Genomic DNA, 18,422 nt, shown 5'->3' with positions numbered 1-18,422 from the left:
GATGCGTGACCTGATCGAAGAGCCGGGCGGCGGTGCCGCGAGCGAGGCGGAGGCGGTTCAGCCCGCCGCCGTCGTGCCGCGCGCGCTGCCGTCCGGTATCGAACTGCATAACCGCGATTTCCTGACCGATGCCGCACACCTGCCGGATGCGTCGATCGACCTGATCGTCGCCGATCCGCCGTACGGGCTCGGCAAGGACTACGGCAACGATTCGGACAAGCGTTCGGGCGACGACTTTCTCGCGTGGACGCGCGAGTGGCTCGAGCTCGCGATTCCGAAGCTCAAGCCGAGCGGGTCGATGTACATCTTCTGCACATGGCAGTACGCGCCGGAAATCTTCAGTTTCCTGAAGACGAAGCTCACGATGGTCAACGAGATCATCTGGGACCGGCGCGTGCCGAGCATGGGCGGCACGACGCGCCGTTTCACGTCGGTGCACGACAACATCGGCTTTTTCGCGGTTTCCAAGGCGTATTACTTCGATCTCGATCCGGTCCGCATCCCGTACGACGCCGACACGAAGAAGGCCCGCTCGCGCAAGCTGTTCGAAGGCAGCAAGTGGCTGGAGATGGGCTACAACCCGAAGGACGTCTGGTCGGTCTCGCGCCTGCACCGGCAGCACGCGGAGCGCGTCGATCATCCGACCCAGAAGCCGCTGGAAATCGTCGAGCGGATGGTGCTCGCAAGCTGCCCGCCGGGCGGCCGCGTGCTCGATCCGTTCATGGGCAGCGGCACGACCGCGGTGGCCTGCGCACGGCAGGGGCGCGACTTCGTCGGCTACGAGATCAACGAAAGTTATTGTGCGATCGCGCACGAGCGCGTGAGCGCGCTCGCCGCGCCGGCATGCGCGTGAATCGCGTAGCCGCATCGCCGAACGCATCAAGGAAAATAGCCATGTCCCGTATTCAGCAGACCTTTGCCGCGCTCGCCGAACAAGGCCGAAAGGGCCTGATCCCGTTCATCACGGCCGGCGACCCCGATCCCGCGAAGACCGTCGAATTCATGCATGCGCTCGCCGCAGGCGGCGCGGACGTGATCGAGCTCGGCGTGCCGTTCTCGGACCCGATGGCCGACGGCCCCGTGATCCAGCGCTCGTCGGAACGCGCGCTCGCGCGCGGCGTCACGCTGAAGAGCGTGCTCGCCGACGTGAAGCGCTTCCGCGAAACCGATGCGAAAACCCCCGTCGTGCTGATGGGCTATGCGAACCCGATCGAGCGGATGGGCGTCGACGCGTTCGCGGCCGAAGCGCAGGCGGCCGGCGTCGACGGCGTGCTCGTCGTCGACTATCCGCCTGAAGAGGCGGGCGTATTCGCCGAAAAGATGCGCGCCGCGCAGATCGATCCGATCTTCCTGCTCGCGCCCACGTCGACCGATGAACGCATCGCCGACGTCGGCAAGATCGCGAGCGGCTACGTGTATTACGTGTCGCTCAAGGGCGTGACCGGCGCGGGAAATCTGGATGTTTCGAGCATTGCGGGTAAAATCCCGGCCATCAAGTCGCGCGTGCCGGTTCCGGTGGGCGTCGGCTTCGGCATCCGCGACGCCGAAACGGCGCGCGCGGTGGCCGAGGTGTCGGACGCCGTCGTGATCGGCAGCCGCCTCGTGCAGCTGCTCGAAAGCGCTGCGCCGGAAGGCGCCGCCGCCGCGCTGAAGGCGTTCATCGCCGAGCTGCGTGCCGCGCTGGACGGCGCAGGCAAGGTGGCGCGATAAACACAACACAGGGAGCGGGCGGGCCATGCGGCCCGGCCCGCCACGGAACAGGAAACCATACGATGAGCTGGCTCGACAAACTGTTGCCGCCGAAGATCAAGCAGACCGACCCGAAAAGCCGCAAGGGCATTCCGGAAGGCCTGTGGGTCAAGTGCCCGTCCTGCGAGGCCGTGCTGTACCGCAACGACGTGGACGCGAACCTGCACGTGTGCCCGAAGTGCGATCACCACATGCGCATCGGCGCGCGCGAGCGCCTCGACGGGCTGCTCGATCCGGAAGGCCGCTACGAGATCGGCCAGGAAATCGTGCCGGTCGACTCGCTGAAGTTCAAGGACAGCCGCAAGTACCCCGATCGTCTGAAGGAAGCGATGGACGAGACGGGCGAGACCGACGCGATGGTCGTGATGGGCGGTGCGATCCACACGCTGCCCGTCGTCGCGGCCTGCTTCGAGTTCTCGTTCATGGGCGGCTCGATGGGCTCGGTCGTCGGCGAGCGCTTCGCGCGCGGCGCGCAGAACGCGCTGGAACAGCACGTGCCGTTCATCTGCTTCACGGCGTCGGGTGGCGCACGGATGCAGGAAAGCCTGCTGTCGCTGATGCAGATGGCGAAAACCACCGCGATGCTGACCAAGCTGGCCGAAGCGAAGCTACCGTTCATCTCGGTGCTGACCGATCCGACGATGGGCGGTGTGTCCGCGAGCTTCGCGTTCCTCGGCGACGTCGTGATCGCCGAACCGAAGGCGCTGATCGGCTTTGCCGGCCCGCGCGTGATCGAGCAGACGGTCCGCGAGAAGCTGCCGGAAGGCTTCCAGCGCGCCGAATTCCTGCTGACCACGGGCGCGATCGACATGATCGTCGACCGCCGCAAGATGCGCGACGAGATCGCGCAACTGCTCGCGCTGCTGCAGCGACAGCCGGCCGACGCGCTGGCCTGACCGGCGCGAGGTGGTGAACTCTGCGCGTCGCCTGGCTTCAGCGTCAGGCGGCGCGCTTCGTTTTTTGGCGTAGTGGCGGTACCGATCCAGATTTGATCCGATGAGCACTTTTCCCACTCTCGACGCGTGGCTCTCGCACCTCGAACGCGCGCACCCGGTCGGCATCGACATGGGCCTGACCCGCATCGGGCAGGTCAAGACGGCGCTGCAGCTCGAATTCGCGTGCCCCGTCATCACCGTCGGCGGCACGAACGGCAAGGGCTCGACCTGCGCGTTCCTCGAGACGATTCTCGTGCGCGCGGGTTACAAGGTCGGCTGCCACACGTCGCCGCACCTGCTCGAATTCAACGAGCGCGCGCGCGTGAACGGGCAGAACGTCACCGATGACGAACTGCTGCCTCACTTCGAGGCCGTCGAAGCCGCGCGCACGTCGCTGCCCGAGCCCGTGTCGCTCACGTACTTCGAATTCACGACGCTCGCGATCCTGCATCTGTTCGCGTCGCGCGGGCTCGATGCGGTGATCCTCGAAGTCGGCCTCGGCGGCCGGCTCGATGCGGTCAACATCATCGATACCGATTGCGCGATCGTCACGAGCATCGACATCGACCACACCGAATACCTCGGCGACACGCGCGAGAAGATCGCATTCGAGAAGGCCGGGATCTTCCGTGCCGGCAAGCCGGCGATCTGCGGCGATCCGGCCGCGCCGCAAACGTTGATCGACCATGCCGAAGCGATCGGCGCCGACCTGTGGCTCGTCGGCCGCGATTTCCGCTATGAGGCGCAGGCGGGCGCGGAGCGCCAGCAGTGGAGCTACCTCGGCCGCGAGAAGCGCTATCCGGCGCTTGCGTATCCGGCGCTGCGCGGCGCGAATCAGCTGATCAATGCATCGGCCGCGCTCGCCGCGCTCGAGGCGCTGCGCCCGGTGCTGCCGGTATCCGCGCAGGACATCCGGCTCGGGCTCGCGAACGTCGAGCTGCCGGGGCGCTTCCAGGTGCTGCCCGGCAAGCCGGCGATCGTGCTCGACGTCGCGCACAACCCGCATGCGGCGGCCGTGCTCGAGCAGAATCTCGGCAACATGGGCTTTTTCCCGTACACGTACGCGGTGTTCGGCGCGATGCACGACAAGGACATCGACGGCGTGCTGCGGCATCTGAAAGGCGAGATCGACCACTGGTGCGTGACCGACCTGCCGCTGCCGCGCGCGGCCTCCGCGGAGCAGCTCGAAGCCGCGCTGCGCAAGGCTGGCGTGGAGGATGGGGCCGATTCGAGCGTGACGCGTTACGCGTCGCCCGCCGAAGCGTTTCGCGATGCACTAAAAAGAGCATCCGAGAATGATAGAATCGTGGTTTTCGGCAGTTTCCATACGGTTGCCGGCGTGCTGGCCTACCGTAAATCGCAGCAACACTGACTGACGGGCAGTTTCGGACTCAGCCATTCATGGGAATTTTCTCGTTCGGCAAAAAAGACGACGACGCGCCCACGCGGCGCGGCGGTCGCACCGGGACCTCCCGGAACGTGCGCACGGAGCGCACTGAACGCGTCGAGCGGCGCCCGCGCCGCACCGAGCGTCCGGAATCGGACGCGCTGCTCCTCGATCCGACCCTTCCAGAAAAGCAACGCGCGCGCCGTCGCCTCGTCGGCGCGATCGCGCTCGTCGTGGCCGCCGTGATCGTGCTGCCGATGGTGCTCGATTCGCACCCGAAGCCAGTCACGGACGACATCGCGATCGACATCCCGAACCGGCCCGCGCACCAGGCAGTCGCGCCGCGTGACGACGACGCTTCCGACGTGCAGGCAGGTGTCGCGCACGACGAGCCGCCGGCATCCGACACCGCCGTCGCGGCGGTCCCGGCGCCTGCGCCGAAGGAGGCCGCCAAGCCGGCCGCGAAACCCGATACGACGACCACGGCGAGCGTGACGCCGCCGAAGCCCGCGCCGAAGCCGGCTGCTCCCGCGGCGAAACCGGCCGCGCCGAAGCCGGCTCCGGCGACCGTCGCGAATGCCGACGCCGCGAGCCCGGACAGCGGCGATGCATCGTCGCCGTCGTCGCCGGCCGGTGCGCGCTTCGCGGTGCAGCTCGGTTCGTTCAAGGATGACGCGACGGCCCGTTCGTGGGCGACCAAGTTGAAATCGGCGGGCGTGCCCGCATATGTCGAGCATCGCAAGCAGGCAGACGGTGGCACGGCTACACTGTTGCGTGCCGGCCCGTTCGCGGATCGCGCGGCGGCTTCCGCCGCGATCGCGAAGGTGCGCGAAGCCGGCCTGACGCAGTAACGCACGATGCTGACCGCTTTCGACTACGCTGTATTGGCGGTGATCGTGTTGTCGGCGCTGCGCGGTGCGTGGCGCGGCTTCGTGTCCGAGATTTTCGGGCTGATCGGCTGGATTGCGGCGATCGTGATCGCGGGCCGCTACGTCGGGCTGGTCGTACCGTACATTCCGGCGAACTGGCCGGGCGGCGCGCTGACGCAGTGGGTGATCGCCTTCGCATTGCTCGTGATCGGCGTCGTGCTGGTCGCCGGCGTCGCGAACGCGCTGCTGTCGCGGATCGCACAGGCGAGCGGCCTCGGCGGTGTCGATCGCTCGCTGGGCATAATGTTCGGGCTGGTCCGCGGCGGCGTGCTGGTGGTGCTGCTGGTCGCGGCGGCCGGGCTGACCGAACTGCCCAAACAGGATTTCTGGCGCAATGCGCTATTGCGTCCTTTCGCCGAACAGGGCGTGCATGAGCTGAAGCAGCTCCTGCCCGACGGCATGGCCCAGTACGTACGCGTGTGACGACGCGGCCGGGCAGGACGTAACCGATTTTGTCATTCTGAAGGACATGCCATGTGCGGCATCGTAGGCGTTATCTCCCAATCTCCGGTCAACCAGCTGATCTATGACAGCCTGCTGCTGCTGCAGCATCGCGGTCAGGACGCAGCGGGCATCGCGACGGCGGACGGCAGCAATTTCCACATGTACAAGGCGAACGGCATGGTGCGCGACGTGTTCCGCACGCGCAACATGCGCAGCCTGCCCGGCACCTACGGCATCGGCCAGGTGCGCTACCCGACGGCCGGTTCGGCGTCGAGCGAAGCCGAGGCGCAGCCGTTCTACGTGAACGCGCCGTTCGGGATCATCCTCGCGCACAACGGCAACCTGACGAACTGGCAGCAACTGAAGGACGAGATGTTCCGGATCGACCGCCGGCACATCAACACCAATTCCGACAGTGAAGTGCTGCTCAACGTGTTCGCGCACGAGCTGCAGCTGTCGACGACGGGCCTCGAGCTCGATCCGGCCTCGGTGTTCAAGGCGGTCTCGGGTGTCCATCGCCGCCTGCAGGGCTCGTATGCGATCGTGTCGCTGATCGCCGGCTACGGCCTGCTCGCATTCCGCGATCCGTTCGGCATCCGCCCGCTCTGCATCGGCAAGCTCGAAACCGAGCACGGCACCGAATGGATGGTCGCGTCGGAGTCGGTCGCGGTCGAAGGCATCGGTTTCGAATTCGTGCGCGATGTGCAGCCGGGTGAGGCGATCTTCATCGACCCGGCCGGCAACTTCCACAGCCAGCAATGCGCGGAGAAGCCGACGCTGAATCCGTGCATGTTCGAATACGTGTACCTCGCGCGTCCGGATTCGTGCCTCGACGGCGTGCCCGTCTACAACGTGCGCCTGCGCATGGGCGACTATCTCGCCGAGAAGATCAAGCGCGAGTTGCCGAACGTGCCGATCGACGTCGTGATGCCGATTCCCGATTCGTCGCGCCCGGCTGCGATGCAGGTCGCCGCGAAGCTCGGCGTCGAGTATCGCGAAGGCTTCTTCAAGAACCGCTACGTCGGCCGTACGTTCATCATGCCGGGGCAGGCCGTGCGCAAGAAGTCGGTGCGCCAGAAGCTCAACGCGATGAGCATCGAGTTCAAGGACAAGCACGTGCTGATCGTCGACGATTCGATCGTGCGCGGCACGACCTCGCACGAGATCGTGCAGATGGCGCGCGATGCGGGCGCGAAATCGGTGATCTTCGCGTCGGCGGCGCCGCCCGTGAAGTTCCCGAACGTGTACGGCATCGACATGCCGACGCGCGGCGAGCTCGTCGCGCACGGCCGCACCGACGACGAAGTCGCGAAGATCATCGGTGCCGATCACCTGATCTACCAGGACGTCGACGACCTGCGCCGCGCGGTGCGCGACATCAACCCGAAGCTCGAACGCTTCGAGGCGTCGTGCTTCGACGGCAACTACATCACCGGCGACGTGACGCCCGAGTATCTCGACGCGATCGAGCGCGCGCGCCTCACGCCGGCGTCGCAGGCCGATCGCGACACGGCCGGCGACACCGGGCGCTCGCAGATGAACCTGCAGCTGTCGGTCGAGTGACACCGGCGTACGCTTTTGCCGAAGCGTGATAGGATGTGGCCTTGCGTCGATTTGATATCAGCTTGCGGACGCGGGGCGACTTCCCAAAACAGCTAAAGCGAAGGCCGGCGGCAGTCGGCCCGAGTCGATCGCTGTCGTACCGCCCGAAGCCCGCTGATGCCGACGCATAGCGGGCTTTTTGTTTTGGCCTGGTTTTGACTTGGCCTGCGCGACACGCGCGGCCATCGAATACGGAAAACGGAACATGGACGACTCCCTCAACTTCGACACGCTTGCCGTGCGCGCGGGCACGCTGCGCAGCGACTTCAACGAGCACTCGGAAGCGCTGTTCCTCACGTCGAGCTTCTGCTTCCAGAGCGCGGCCGACGCGGCCGAGCGCTTCGCGAATTCGGAAGACTACTTCACCTATTCGCGCTTCACGAACCCGACCGTCACCATGTTCCAGGAGCGTCTCGCGGCGCTCGAGGGCGGCGAGGCGTGCATCGCCACCGCGTCGGGGATGGCCGCGATCATGTCGGTCGTGATGTCCGCGCTGCAGGCGGGCGACCACCTCGTCAGCTCGCGCAGCCTGTTCGGCTCGACGCTCGGGATGTTCTCGCAGATCTTCAGCAAGTTCGGGATCACGACGACCTTCGTCGATCCGACCGACCTGAACGCATGGAAGGAAGCCGTGCGGCCCGAAACGAAGATGTTCTTCCTCGAGACGCCGTCGAACCCGCTGACCGAACTCGCCGACATCGAGGCGATCGGCAAGATCGCGAAGGCCGCGAACGCGCTGTTCGTCGTCGACAACTGTTTCTGCAGCCCGGTGCTGCAGCAGCCGCTGAAGCTCGGCGCGGACGTCGTGATGCACTCGGCGACGAAATTCCTCGACGGGCAGGGCCGCGTGCTCGGCGGCGCGCTGGTCGGCTCGAAGGAATTCATCATGGGCAAGGTATTCCCGTTCGTGCGCAGCGCGGGCCCGACGCTGTCGGCCTTCAACGCGTGGGTGCTGCTGAAGGGGATGGAGACGCTGTCGCTGCGCGTCGAGAAGCAATCGGCGAACGCGCTGGAAATCGCGCGCTGGCTCGATTCGCATCCGGCGGTGGCACGCGTGTTTCATCCGGGCCTCGAGTCGCACCCGCAGTACGAACTCGCGAAGCGTCAGCAGAAGGCGGGCGGCGCGATCCTGTCGTTCGAGCTGAAGGGCGACACGCCCGAGCAGCAGCGCGCGAACGCATGGCGCGTGATCGACAACACGAAGCTGATCTCGATCACCGGCAACCTCGGCGATACGCGCACGACGATCACGCATCCGGCGACCACGACGCACGGCCGCATCACGCCGGAAGCGCGCGCGGCGGCGGGGATCACCGAAGGTTTGATCCGCTTGTCGGTCGGCCTCGAGCACGCGGGCGACCTGCGTAACGATCTCGCGCGCGGCCTGGAGGGCTGAGCGACGCGGTGCTTTCGCCGCATCGACATCGACGCATCAACGACGACGGGCCGCCTGCAAAACAGGCGGCCCGTTGTTTTTCCCGCATGAAGGCATTACGTCCGGCGCACCGCGCTCGCGCATGCACCGCGTGATTCAGCCGCCGTGCCCTTGCGGCGCGGCGCGCATCGCATCCACCATCCACCGCAGCGTTTCGTCGAGCGGCGTGACGGGCAGCTCGCCCACCGCGCGCCGCAGCTTGTCGCGCGACCCGCTCAGGCTTTTCACCTCGTTGTGCCGCACGAAACGCGGATCGACCGTCACGTCGATCACGTAACCGGCGATGCGCGACAGCATCGCCAGCACCTCCTTCAGCGAATACGCGCGCTCCGAGCAGACGTTGAACGTCTCGCCGGCCGGCGCCGCTTCGAGCAGCTTCAGATAGGCGGTTGTCACGTCGCGCACGTCGGAGAAATCGCGGCTCACGTCGAGATTGCCGAGCGAGATGCGCGGTTCGTTGCGCGCGTAGTGCGCGGCGAGCTTCGGCAGCAGATACGCTTCGCCCTGGCCGACGCCCGTGTAGTTGAACGGCCGCGCGATCACGATCGGCAGCCGGTCGGCCCACAGCTTCGCCGCGTATTCCATCGCGAGCTTGCTGACCGCATAGTCGTTGGCGGGGGCGGGCGAGACGGTCTCGTCGAGCACGCCGGCCGTCGAATTGCCGTAGATGTTCGCGCTGCTCGCGAGCAGCACGGCCGACGGACGTTGGTCGAGACCCGCGAGCGCGGCCAGCAGGTTGCGCGTGCCGACGATATTGACCGCGTAGGTCTGCGACGGCTCGTCTTGCGCGACATGCGCGCGCGCGGCGAGATGCACGACCGCATCGGGCCGTGCATCGGCGGCCGCTGCACGCACCGCGTCCGCGTCGAGCAGGTCGACGGGCAGCAGCGTGCAATGCGCGAAGGCCGGATCGTCGGGCCGCGGCGCGCCGGGCGCGATCGTGCCCCAGACGTCATAGCCGGCCGCCTGCAGGCGTTCGAGCATGTAGCGGCCCGTGAAGCCCGTCAAGCCGGTGACGAACGCGCGGCGCGATGGGCGTCCGGCTTCAGAACGTGTCATGGTGCTGGTTCCGCATCAAATCCGCTTCGACCATCATCTGGCAAAGTTGTTCGAGCGTCGTCTTCGGCACCCAGCCGAGCTCGGCTTTAGCCTTGTCCGCGCAGCCGATCAGCAGGTCGACCTCGGCGGGGCGGTAGAACTTCGGGTTCACTTCGACGAGCACGTTGCCGTTCGATGCGTCGAGGCCGCGTTCCTGCTCGCCCTTGCCGGTCCATTCGATCTGGTAGCCGGCAGCCGCGAATGCCATCTGCACGAAGTCGCGCACGGTCTCGGTGCGATTGGTCGCGAGCACGTAGGTGTCGGGCTCGTCGGCCTGCAGCATGCGCCACATCCCTTCGACGTATTCGAGCGCGAAGCCCCAGTCGCGCTTCGCGTCGAGGTTGCCGAGCTCGAGGCGGGTCGCCTTGCCGAGCTTGATCTTCGCGACGGTGTCGGTGATCTTGCGCGTGACGAACTCGCGGCCGCGCAGCGGCGATTCGTGGTTGAACAGGATGCCGCTGCTGCCGAACAGGCCGTACGACTCGCGGTAGTTCACGGTCATCCAGTGCGCGTACAGCTTCGCGACGCCATACGGGCTGCGCGGATAGAACGCGGTCGTTTCGGTCTGCGGAATCGCCTGTACCTTGCCGAACATCTCGGACGTAGACGCCTGGTAGAAGCGCGTCTTCGGGCTCACGACGCGGATCGCCTCGAGCAGGTTCAACGGGCCGAGGCCCGTCACTTCGGCAGTCGTCGTCGGCTGGTCGAACGACACGCCGACGAAGCTCTGCGCGGCCAGGTTGTACAGCTCGTCGGGCTGCGTGCGTTCGAGCAGGCGCAGGCTCGAGCCGGCATCGGTCAGATCGTGTTCGACGAGCGTGAGGTTCGGGTGCGTGTCGACGCCGAGCTCGGCGATGCGCCAGAAATTCACCGAACTGGTGCGGCGATAGGTGCCCGTGACCTCGTAGCCCTTGTCGAGCAGCAGTTTGGTCAGGTAGGCGCCGTCTTGCCCCGAGATTCCGGTAATGATGGCCTTTTTACGAGTTTGGCTCATGGCGTTGTCCTGGTAGAAGCGAAAGAGAAAATCAGGCGGTCGTGCTTGCGGCAGCCGGCATCGTGCGGCGTGCGGGGCCGCGCGTCAGGCGCCGTTCGAAGCCGTACCAGCTCAGGGTCGCGTAGGCGAGCGTGATCGCAAGCGCGAGCGCGGCCGTGACGAAGCGGTTCAGATGCAGCGGCCACAGCACATACAGCACGCTCAGGTGGATCAGGTACACAGTGTAGCTGACGGTGCCCACGTAGACGAGCATCGGGTTCGTCAGCACGCGTTGCACGATGCCGCGGCCGCGCAGCGCGATCACGACGATCGACGTGCACAGCAGCAGCGAGATGCTGTAGAGCGCCGCATTCGACAGCGGCGTGTTCGCGGCGCGAAAGCGCGGGAACGACAGGTGCAGCCAGCCGAGGATCGCGAGCGACACGAGCGCGCCGACGATCGCGAGCGGGTAGAACGGCTCCAGCGCGCGCCGGTCGCGGCGCAGCACGATTGCGAGCAGCGCGCCCGCGGCGAGCAGGTCCATCCGGAACGGCGTCAGGTAGTAGATCGGCCAGAACGAGTCGAACCACGGCGTCGCGATCGCGCGCAGCACCGGCGCCGCGACGATCAGCGCGGCGGCGACCCACAGCAGCGCGCGCTCCGAGCACCACAGCACGACGAACGGCCAGAAGATATAGAACTGCTCCTCGACCGCGAGCGACCACAGCACGTTCAGGCTGTCGTGGCCGATGCTGCCGAGCGACAGACCGATATTGGTCGAGAAGAACGCGAACCACGGCCAGTGCGGCAGCCAGCTCGCGCCGAACAGGATCGTCGACACCACCAGCAGCAGCACGTACGGCGGCAGGATGCGTCGCACGCGACGCGCGTAGAAGTGGCTGAAGTACGACTGCCCGCGCGCCTTGCGCTCGAGCAGGATGCCGGTGATCAGCAGGCCGCTCAGCACGAAGAACAGGTCGACACCCATCCACAGCGGCGCCTTCAGCGCGTGCTGCAGGAACACGGCGCCGACCGCGATCGCGCGCAGCCCGTCGAGCTGCACGATGCGGCCGTGTTGCGGCGGGGCCAGGTCGGCGGATCGCGAGATGCCCGTCATCGCGCCGCTCCTTCGCGACGCGCGGCGGGGGCCGCGGCGTGTCGCACATCCGATGCGTGAACGTAATGCATGCCTTTAAATGAAATATCGAATCGAAAACGATTCTAGGGAAAAGAAATCGGCAAAAAAACGCGCGCCATTTATCTGACGACAAGCAGCCGCGACAGGCGGTGCGGGGCGGCATTTTCTACAGGGCGGCGCGTGAAAGGCGGTCGTTATTGCCGTTTCCGGGTGCCATTTTCGACCTGTTCCGGTTCGATATTTCAGGCGGAAACATCCCCAAATATTTCCAAATTTCTTGTGATTATTTTTGCTTGTAACCTGCATCGCGACGTTTGAAACCCATTTAGCGACAGGGTGCGCCGGCGGCAGTCCGCGGCGTCGCCGGTCGCTGTTGCATCGAGTCTGGAGAAGCGCATTGCGACGTCTGATTCTGGTAGGCATGACGGTATGCGCGACGCTGCTGACGAGCGCCGCACCGGCCGAAACGGTGTTGCCCGCGACGACGTCGTGGATCGGCAACACGTTCGGCTATGGCGACGGCAGCTGGACGCAGATCGACATCCGCGCGATCGCGGTGACGCCTGAAGGCAAGGTTTATACGAATGCGCCGTGGGACGAAAGCGGGGCCGAGGCGAGTGTCTACCAGGACGGCAAGATGCTCGGCTTCGCCGGCGGCACGCACGGCTGGGGCAATCTCGGCGGCAATGCGATCGCCGTGAACAGCAAGTACGCGTATGTCGCGATCGGCGTCGGCAACGAACGCGGCCACCTGCAGTCGCCCGGCATCTGGCCGGACAAGGGCAAACAGTGGTTCGGCATCTCGCGGCGCACGATCGGCGACATGAAGCAGCCCGCGCCGTTTCGCGCGGCGCCGCAGGTCGCGCCGGGCGGCCGCGCCGATGCCGGCCGCGCGCGCATGGCCGCGAGCTTCATGATGATGAACGAGGTGCCGGCTCCCGCGCGCTCGGAAGTGGGCGAGGTGAAGGCGGAAGTGGGCGGTCTCGCGGCTGACGACAAGACGCTGTTCGCGACGAATCCGTCCCACGACGTGGTGGACGTGTACGACGCGGAGACGATGCAGCAGAAGGGCACGTGGAGCGCGCACGAACCGGGCCGCATCGCGCTCGCGGGCGACGGCACGCTGTGGTTGCTCACGGACACGCTGAACGGCCCCGCGCACCTCGTGCACGTGCGTGCGGACGGCCGCAAGCTGGACGACGCGCCCGCGCTGCCGGAAGGCACCGACGCGGTGGACGTGGCGGTCGACGCGAAAGGGCGCGTGCTCGTCGCGGACAACGGGCCGCGCCAGCAGATCCTGATCTTCTCGAAAGGCGGCAAGGGTTATGCGCAGTCCGGCACGCTCGGCGAGCGCGGCGGCATCTTCGCCGGCCCGGTGCCGGGGCGGCCGGGGCCGCAGCGCTTCAACGGGCTGACGGGCGTCGGCGTCGATCGCGCGGGCAACGTGTATGTGTCGATGAACGGCATCGGACCGCGCCACGACACGATCGGCGCGGGGCTCGGCGCGGTGCTCGAAAGCTACACGCCGGACGGCAAGCCGCGCTGGCAGGTGCAGGGGCTGCTGTTCGTCGACGGCGCGTGGCTCGACCCCGCGCGGCCGAACAGCGTGTACACGGGCAACAAGCGCTTCGAGCTCGACCTGTCGAAGCCGCCGGGCCAGGACTGGAAATACGTCGGCTTCCTGTCGAACCGCTTCAAGTATCCGGACGATCCCGTGTTCCACACGGACCAGTGGCCGGGCATGCCGATCGCGCGCCGCGTCGACGGCCGTACGTTCCTGTACCTGACCGACATGTACGCCGATCACCTGAAGATCTACCGCTTCGACGCGAAGCGCGACGGCGAGGTCGCGATTCCGTCGGGCCTGATCGCGGGCCGCGCGCGACCGGTCGACAAGGTGCCGAACAAGCCGCCCGGCGGCGACTGGCTGTGGCGCGACGCGAACGGCAACGGCCGGCTCGACGCCGACGAGTTCGAGATCAACACGACCGGCAAGGCGAAGGCGGGCGGCTGGGGCTGGTGGGTCGACACGAAGGGCGACATCTGGCGCACGAGCGACGTGCGCGGCATTCACCGGTTCAGCTATGGCGGCGTCGACAAGGCCGGCAACCCGATCTACTCGTACGACAAGGTCACGACCTACCCGATGCCGCAGCCGTTCACGCAGTTGCGCCGCTCGATCTACGACGCGCAAGCCGACACGCTGTACGTGACCGGCTACACGGCCGACGCGCCGCCGCAGCCGGGCATCAACAAGGAAGTCGGCCGCGTGCTGGTGCGCTTCGACAAGTGGTCGACCGGCTCACCTGTCGTGCGTTACACGGTCGCGCTGCCGTGGCAGCTCGACGCGAAGCCGATCCTGGACCTGATCGGGATCACGGTCGAGGGCCGCTACATCTTCACCGTGGAGCCGGTCGGCAAGATCCACGTGTACGACAAGGACACCGGCAAGGAAGTGGGCGTGATGAACCCGGGCACCGAGGTCGGCAAGGCATCCGGCTGGGTCGACGTGCCGTTCGGCATCAGTGCGTTCCGGCGCGAGAACGGCGAATACCTCGTGTTCGTCGAGGAAGACGCACGCGGCAAGGTGCTGATGTATCGCTGGAAACCGTGACGGGCGGCGCGCCGTTAACGACGTCGTCGCCGTCACACAAGGCACAAGCATGGACAAAGGCATACTCAAGAACGTTTCGATCAATTTCATCGGGCTGATCCTGCCGACCTTCGTGTCGCTGGTGACGGTGCCCGCTTATATCCACGCGCTCGGCGTCGAACGCTATGGCGTCGTCAGCCTCGTGTGGACGTTGATCGGCTATTTCGGGATCCTCGATCTCGGGATGAGCATGGCCGCGCAGAACCACATCTCGAAGGCGCTCGCGAGCGGCAACGACGACGAAAGCGCGCGCGTGTTCTGGAGCGCGTTCTGGCTGAATCTCGGCACCGGCGTCGTGGGCGGGCTGCTGATCTATTTCGGCGCGTTCGTCTACACCGCGTATTTCACGAAGGTGTCGGCCGCGATGCAGCACGAGGTGTATCTCGCGCTGCCGTGGCTCGCGCTCGCGATTCCGCTCGCGAACGTGTCGTGGGTGTTCGCCGGCGCGATCAACGGCGCCGAACGGTTCGGCGTGTTCAACACGAACCAGACGATCGGCACGTTCCTGTTCCAGTTGCTGCCGCTCGGCGCCGCATGGTGGATCGCGCCGAACCTGCAGACCGTGCTCGCCGCGGCAGTCGTCGCGCGGCTGATCGCGGCGGTGATGCTCGGCCACGCCAGCATCAGGGTGCTCGGCATCCGCCGCATCGATCCGCCGCAGTGGGGCACCGCGAAGGGGCTGTTCAACTTCGGCGGCTGGATGCTGATCGCGAGCACGACGAGCATGATCGCGGACACGCTCGACCGCGTGATGCTCGGCGCCGGCATGGGCGCGAAGTTCGTCACCTACTACACGGTGCCGCAGAACCTCGTCACGCGCCTGAACATGCTGCCGAACGCGCTCGTGCGCACGCTGTTCCCGCGCCTGTCGGCGGTCGGCCGCGATCACGCGGACACGCTCGCGCGCCAGTCGCTCGAATTCCTGAACGGCGTGTTCACGCCGGTCGGCATCGTCGCGATCTTCGCGCTCGCGCCGTTCCTCACGCTGTGGGTCGGCGCCGATCTCGCCGCGCATTCGGCGCCGGTCGGCCGCGTGCTGGTGATCAGCGTGTGGCTCGTCGGCCAGGCGAGCGTGACGCGGATCCTGATCCAGTCGCAGGTCAACCCGGCCCGCGCGGCGTTCGCCGGGCTCGTCGAGATGCCGTTCTTCGTCGGCGGCCTGTGGTTCGGCATTCATCACTTCGGGCTGATCGGCGCGGCGGTGGTCGTCGCGGCGCGTGCGTTCGTCGACTACGGCGTGCTGCTGTATCTGTCGGCGATCCGGATGCGCGCGATCGTGCTCGACATGCTGGCACACCTGGCCTTCCTGCTCGCGAGCCTGTTTCTCGCGCAGGCGTGGCCGGGGCTCGGCGAATCGATCGGCATGTGCGCGATCGTGCTGGTGCTGAACGTCGCGTGGTCGCTCACGATGACGCCGGGGCTGCGTGCGCTCGTGCGCGACCTGTTTGTCCGTCTCAATGCGAGGAAAACCGTATGAATCGCGATCTGGCGGAACACGCCGTTTTGAATCTCGCCACCGCCGATGCGGCCGTGGCCGAAGCCGGCGATGCCGCCGCGCTGCGCCGGTCCATGCCGGCCGAGCGGGCCAGCGCGCGCCAGCCGGCGCGCGCGCTGCGCGTGGCGATCGTCCACGACTGGCTCGTCACCTATGCAGGCGCCGAGCGCGTGCTCGAACAGATCGTCGCGTGCTTTCCCGACGCGGACCTGTTCAGCCTCGTCGATTTCCTCGACGACCGCGCGTTCGTGCGCGGCAAGCCGGTGACGACGTCGTTTATCCAGAAACTGCCGTTCGCGCGCACCAAGTACCGCAGCTACCTGCCGCTGATGCCGCTCGCGATCGAGCAGCTCGACGTGTCCGACTACGATCTCGTGATCTCGAGCAGCCACGCGGTCGCGAAGGGCGTGCTGACAGGGCCGGACCAGGTGCACATCAGCTACGTGCATTCGCCGATCCGCTATGCGTGGGACCTGCAGCACCAGTACCTGGAGCAGTCGAACCTCACGCACGGGCCGAAATCGCTGCTCGCGCGGATGATTCTTCACTACATCCGCAACTGGGACACGCGCACCGCGAACGCGGTGGACGGCTTCGTCGCGAACTCCGCGTTCATCGCGCGGCGCATCAAGAAGGTCTACCACCGCGACGCGGCGGTGATCTTCCCGCCGGTCGACGTCGACGGTTTCTCGCTGAACGCGGTCAAGGACGATTTCTACCTGACCGCGTCGCGGATGGTGCCGTACAAGAAGATCGACCTGATCGTCGAGGCGTTCTCGAAGACGCCCGAGCGCAAGCTGGTCGTGATCGGCGACGGCCCCGAGATGCAGAAGATCCGCGCGAAGGCCGGCCCGAACGTCGAGATCATGGGCTACCAGCCGTTCGCGGTGCTGCACGACCGGATGCGGCGCGCGAAGGCGTTCGTGTTCGCGGCCGAGGAGGATTTCGGGATCTCGGTCGTCGAGGCGCAGGCCTGCGGTACGCCGGTGATCGCATACGGCAAGGGCGGTGCGCTCGAAACCGTGCTCGACCCGCAATCGGGCGCGAATCCGACCGGGCTGTTCTTCGACGAGCAGACGCCGCACGCGATCGTCGCGGCCGTCGACGATTTCGAGCGCGCGCCGCAGCGTTTCACGCCGAACGCATGCCGCGCGAACGCGGAGCGGTTTTCCGCCGATACGTTCCGGCGGCGCTTTCTCGACTATGTGGAAACCGCGCTGCCCGGCTCGACCGCGCAGCGCGGCACGGCCGTCGCGCCGATGCCGGCCGCGCGCGGCCCGGCGACGCTCGTGCTCGACCAGAGCGGCGTGCTCGGCGGCGCCGAGCTGTCGCTGCTCGAGATCATGAAGCACATGCGCGCGAACGCCGACGTGCTGCTGTTCGACGACGGCCCGTTCCGCGCGGCGCTCGACGAGATCGGCGCGCGCGTCGACGTGGTCGACCAGGGCGCGCTGGCGGCCGTGCGCAAGCAGGGCGGCGTGTCGGTCGGCGCATTGAAACAGCTCGTGCGGCTCGTGCGCGACGTCGCGCGGCGCGCGCGCCGTGCCGAGGTGATCTACGCGAACACGCAGCGCGCGATGGTGGTCGCCGCGCTCGCCGGGCGGCTCGCGCGCAAGCCGGTGGTCTGGCATCTGCGCGACATCGTCAGCACCGACCATTTCGGCAGCAAGCAATTGCTGGCGATCAAGTACTGCGCGCGGCTCGGCGTCACGCGCGTGATCGCGAACTCCGATGCTTCCGCGCAGGCGTTCCGCACGCTGACGGGCTTCACGCCGCAGCACGTCGACGTCGTGTTCAACGGCATTTCGGCCGAGCCGTTCGATGCGCTGGAAGGCGTCAGCCAGGCTGCGCTGCGCGCGCGCCTCGGGTTGCCGCAGGATGCGTGGCTCGTCGGCTCGTTCAGCCGTCTGGCGCGCTGGAAGGGGCAGCACGTGCTGCTGGAGGCTGCCGCGCGGCATCCCGACATGCACGTGGTGCTGGTCGGCGCGCCGTTGTTCGGCGAGGACGAATACGCGGCGCAACTGCACGAATACGTCGCGCGGCACGGGATGGGCGCGCGCGTGCATTTCCTCGGGTTCCAGCGCGACGTGGCCGCGTGCATGACGGCGGTCGACGTCGTCGCGCACACGTCGATCACGCCGGAGCCGTTCGGGCGCGTGATCGTCGAAGGGATGCTCGCGCGCCGGCCGGTCGTCGCGGCCCGCGCGGGCGGCGTCGTCGAGATCATCGAGGACGGCGACAACGGGCTGCTCTGCGAGCCGGGCGATGCGACCGCGCTGGCCAATGCGCTGGATACGCTGAAGCGCGACGGCGCGTTGCGCGAGCGGCTCGTCGCGAGCGGGCGCGCGACGGCGGTGCGCCGGTTCGGTACCGAGACCTACGTGGAGCGGGTCGAGAAGATTCTCGCTGATACGGCGAAGGCCGCGAAGGCGAAGAAGCGGGCGTAGCAGACGGCGCCAGCCGGCGGGAAACGAGCCCTCATGCGGTGTTGTGCTGCGTGGGGGCTTCGTATTTCAGCGGGTGCGTTTGGTCGGGCGAGTGGCGGGTGGGCTGGTGCGGGCCGTGTCGTGCACGGGCGTGGGAT

Annotated in this window: 14 protein-coding genes; 11 read left to right on the top strand and 3 right to left on the bottom strand. The window is 67.0% G+C overall.

Annotation, left to right across the window (positions count from 1 at the left end; translation table 11 throughout):
* Position 1: 1 nt before the first annotated feature.
* The 8 genes from ACM6JT_RS12145 to ACM6JT_RS12110 all read left to right on the top strand — a co-directional run bounded on the left by ACM6JT_RS12145 (position 2) and on the right by ACM6JT_RS12110 (position 8,442).
* A complete protein-coding gene (locus ACM6JT_RS12145) occupies positions 2-853 on the top strand; it encodes a DNA-methyltransferase (protein WP_034179989.1) in 852 nt (283 codons plus the stop codon).
* Between the two features lie 41 nt (positions 854-894).
* Positions 895-1,710 (top strand): tryptophan synthase subunit alpha, encoded by an 816-nt coding sequence (gene trpA, locus ACM6JT_RS12140; RefSeq protein WP_131949299.1) that lies wholly within the window; start codon positions 895-897, stop codon positions 1,708-1,710.
* A gap of 62 nt (positions 1,711-1,772) precedes the next feature.
* Positions 1,773-2,645, top strand: coding sequence for an acetyl-CoA carboxylase, carboxyltransferase subunit beta (gene accD / locus ACM6JT_RS12135; RefSeq protein ID WP_006755101.1), 873 nt, complete (start codon positions 1,773-1,775; stop codon positions 2,643-2,645).
* Between the two features lie 100 nt (positions 2,646-2,745).
* Positions 2,746-4,056, top strand: coding sequence for a bifunctional tetrahydrofolate synthase/dihydrofolate synthase (folC, locus tag ACM6JT_RS12130; protein ID WP_131949298.1), 1,311 nt, complete (start codon positions 2,746-2,748; stop codon positions 4,054-4,056).
* A gap of 29 nt (positions 4,057-4,085) precedes the next feature.
* Positions 4,086-4,922, top strand: coding sequence for an SPOR domain-containing protein (locus ACM6JT_RS12125; protein ID WP_105390801.1), 837 nt, complete (start codon positions 4,086-4,088; stop codon positions 4,920-4,922).
* Between the two features lie 6 nt (positions 4,923-4,928).
* Positions 4,929-5,423 carry a CvpA family protein gene (locus ACM6JT_RS12120; protein ID WP_414856552.1) on the top strand — a complete coding sequence of 165 codons (495 nt, stop codon included), beginning with the start codon at positions 4,929-4,931 and terminating at the stop codon, positions 5,421-5,423.
* A gap of 51 nt (positions 5,424-5,474) precedes the next feature.
* Complete coding sequence (gene purF, locus ACM6JT_RS12115) at positions 5,475-7,007, top strand: amidophosphoribosyltransferase (protein ID WP_243566291.1); 1,533 nt, start codon at positions 5,475-5,477, stop codon at positions 7,005-7,007.
* Positions 7,008-7,251: 244 nt separating this feature from the next.
* The gene (locus tag ACM6JT_RS12110) at positions 7,252-8,442 is read left to right on the top strand and encodes an O-succinylhomoserine sulfhydrylase (protein ID WP_175748661.1); all 1,191 of its coding nucleotides are present in this window, start codon (positions 7,252-7,254) and stop codon (positions 8,440-8,442) included.
* 135 nt (positions 8,443-8,577) lie between these two features.
* Here the strand turns inward: ACM6JT_RS12110 and ACM6JT_RS12105 are convergent, their stop codons facing one another.
* The 3 genes from ACM6JT_RS12105 to ACM6JT_RS12095 are packed head-to-tail and all read right to left on the bottom strand — an operon-like array spanning position 8,578 to position 11,669.
* Entirely contained in the window at positions 8,578-9,540 is a 963-nt protein-coding gene (locus tag ACM6JT_RS12105; protein ID WP_034179982.1) for an NAD-dependent epimerase/dehydratase family protein, read from the bottom strand.
* Positions 9,527-10,573: a GDP-mannose 4,6-dehydratase gene (gmd, locus tag ACM6JT_RS12100; protein WP_034179981.1), complete on the bottom strand. Its 1,047-nt coding sequence runs from the start codon at positions 10,571-10,573 to the stop codon at positions 9,527-9,529. Before gmd ends, ACM6JT_RS12105 begins: the two co-directional genes overlap by 14 nt.
* 31 nt (positions 10,574-10,604) lie before the next feature.
* Positions 10,605-11,669, bottom strand: coding sequence for an acyltransferase family protein (locus tag ACM6JT_RS12095; RefSeq protein WP_414856551.1), 1,065 nt, complete (start codon positions 11,667-11,669; stop codon positions 10,605-10,607).
* Between the two features lie 442 nt (positions 11,670-12,111).
* Here ACM6JT_RS12095 and ACM6JT_RS12090 point away from each other — a divergent pair, with 442 nt between their 5' ends.
* From ACM6JT_RS12090 to ACM6JT_RS12080, 3 genes are read left to right on the top strand one after another with little or no spacing between them, the layout of a single operon-like run.
* Positions 12,112-14,304 carry a hypothetical protein gene (locus tag ACM6JT_RS12090; protein ID WP_414856735.1) on the top strand — a complete coding sequence of 731 codons (2,193 nt, stop codon included), beginning with the start codon at positions 12,112-12,114 and terminating at the stop codon, positions 14,302-14,304.
* 49 nt (positions 14,305-14,353) lie between these two features.
* Positions 14,354-15,820 (top strand): flippase, encoded by a 1,467-nt coding sequence (locus ACM6JT_RS12085; protein WP_414856550.1) that lies wholly within the window; start codon positions 14,354-14,356, stop codon positions 15,818-15,820.
* Entirely contained in the window at positions 15,817-18,285 is a 2,469-nt protein-coding gene (locus tag ACM6JT_RS12080; RefSeq protein ID WP_414856549.1) for a glycosyltransferase family 4 protein, read from the top strand. The genes ACM6JT_RS12085 and ACM6JT_RS12080 overlap by 4 nt, the downstream gene beginning before the upstream one ends.
* Positions 18,286-18,422 lie beyond the last annotated feature (137 nt).

The organism is Burkholderia sp. IT-111MI5, from assembly GCF_949752865.1.
Lineage (GTDB): Bacteria > Pseudomonadota > Gammaproteobacteria > Burkholderiales > Burkholderiaceae > Burkholderia > Burkholderia pyrrocinia_C.
The sequence above is the reverse complement of the archived record's forward strand: the minus strand, read 5'-3'. Positions and strand labels throughout refer to the sequence as shown.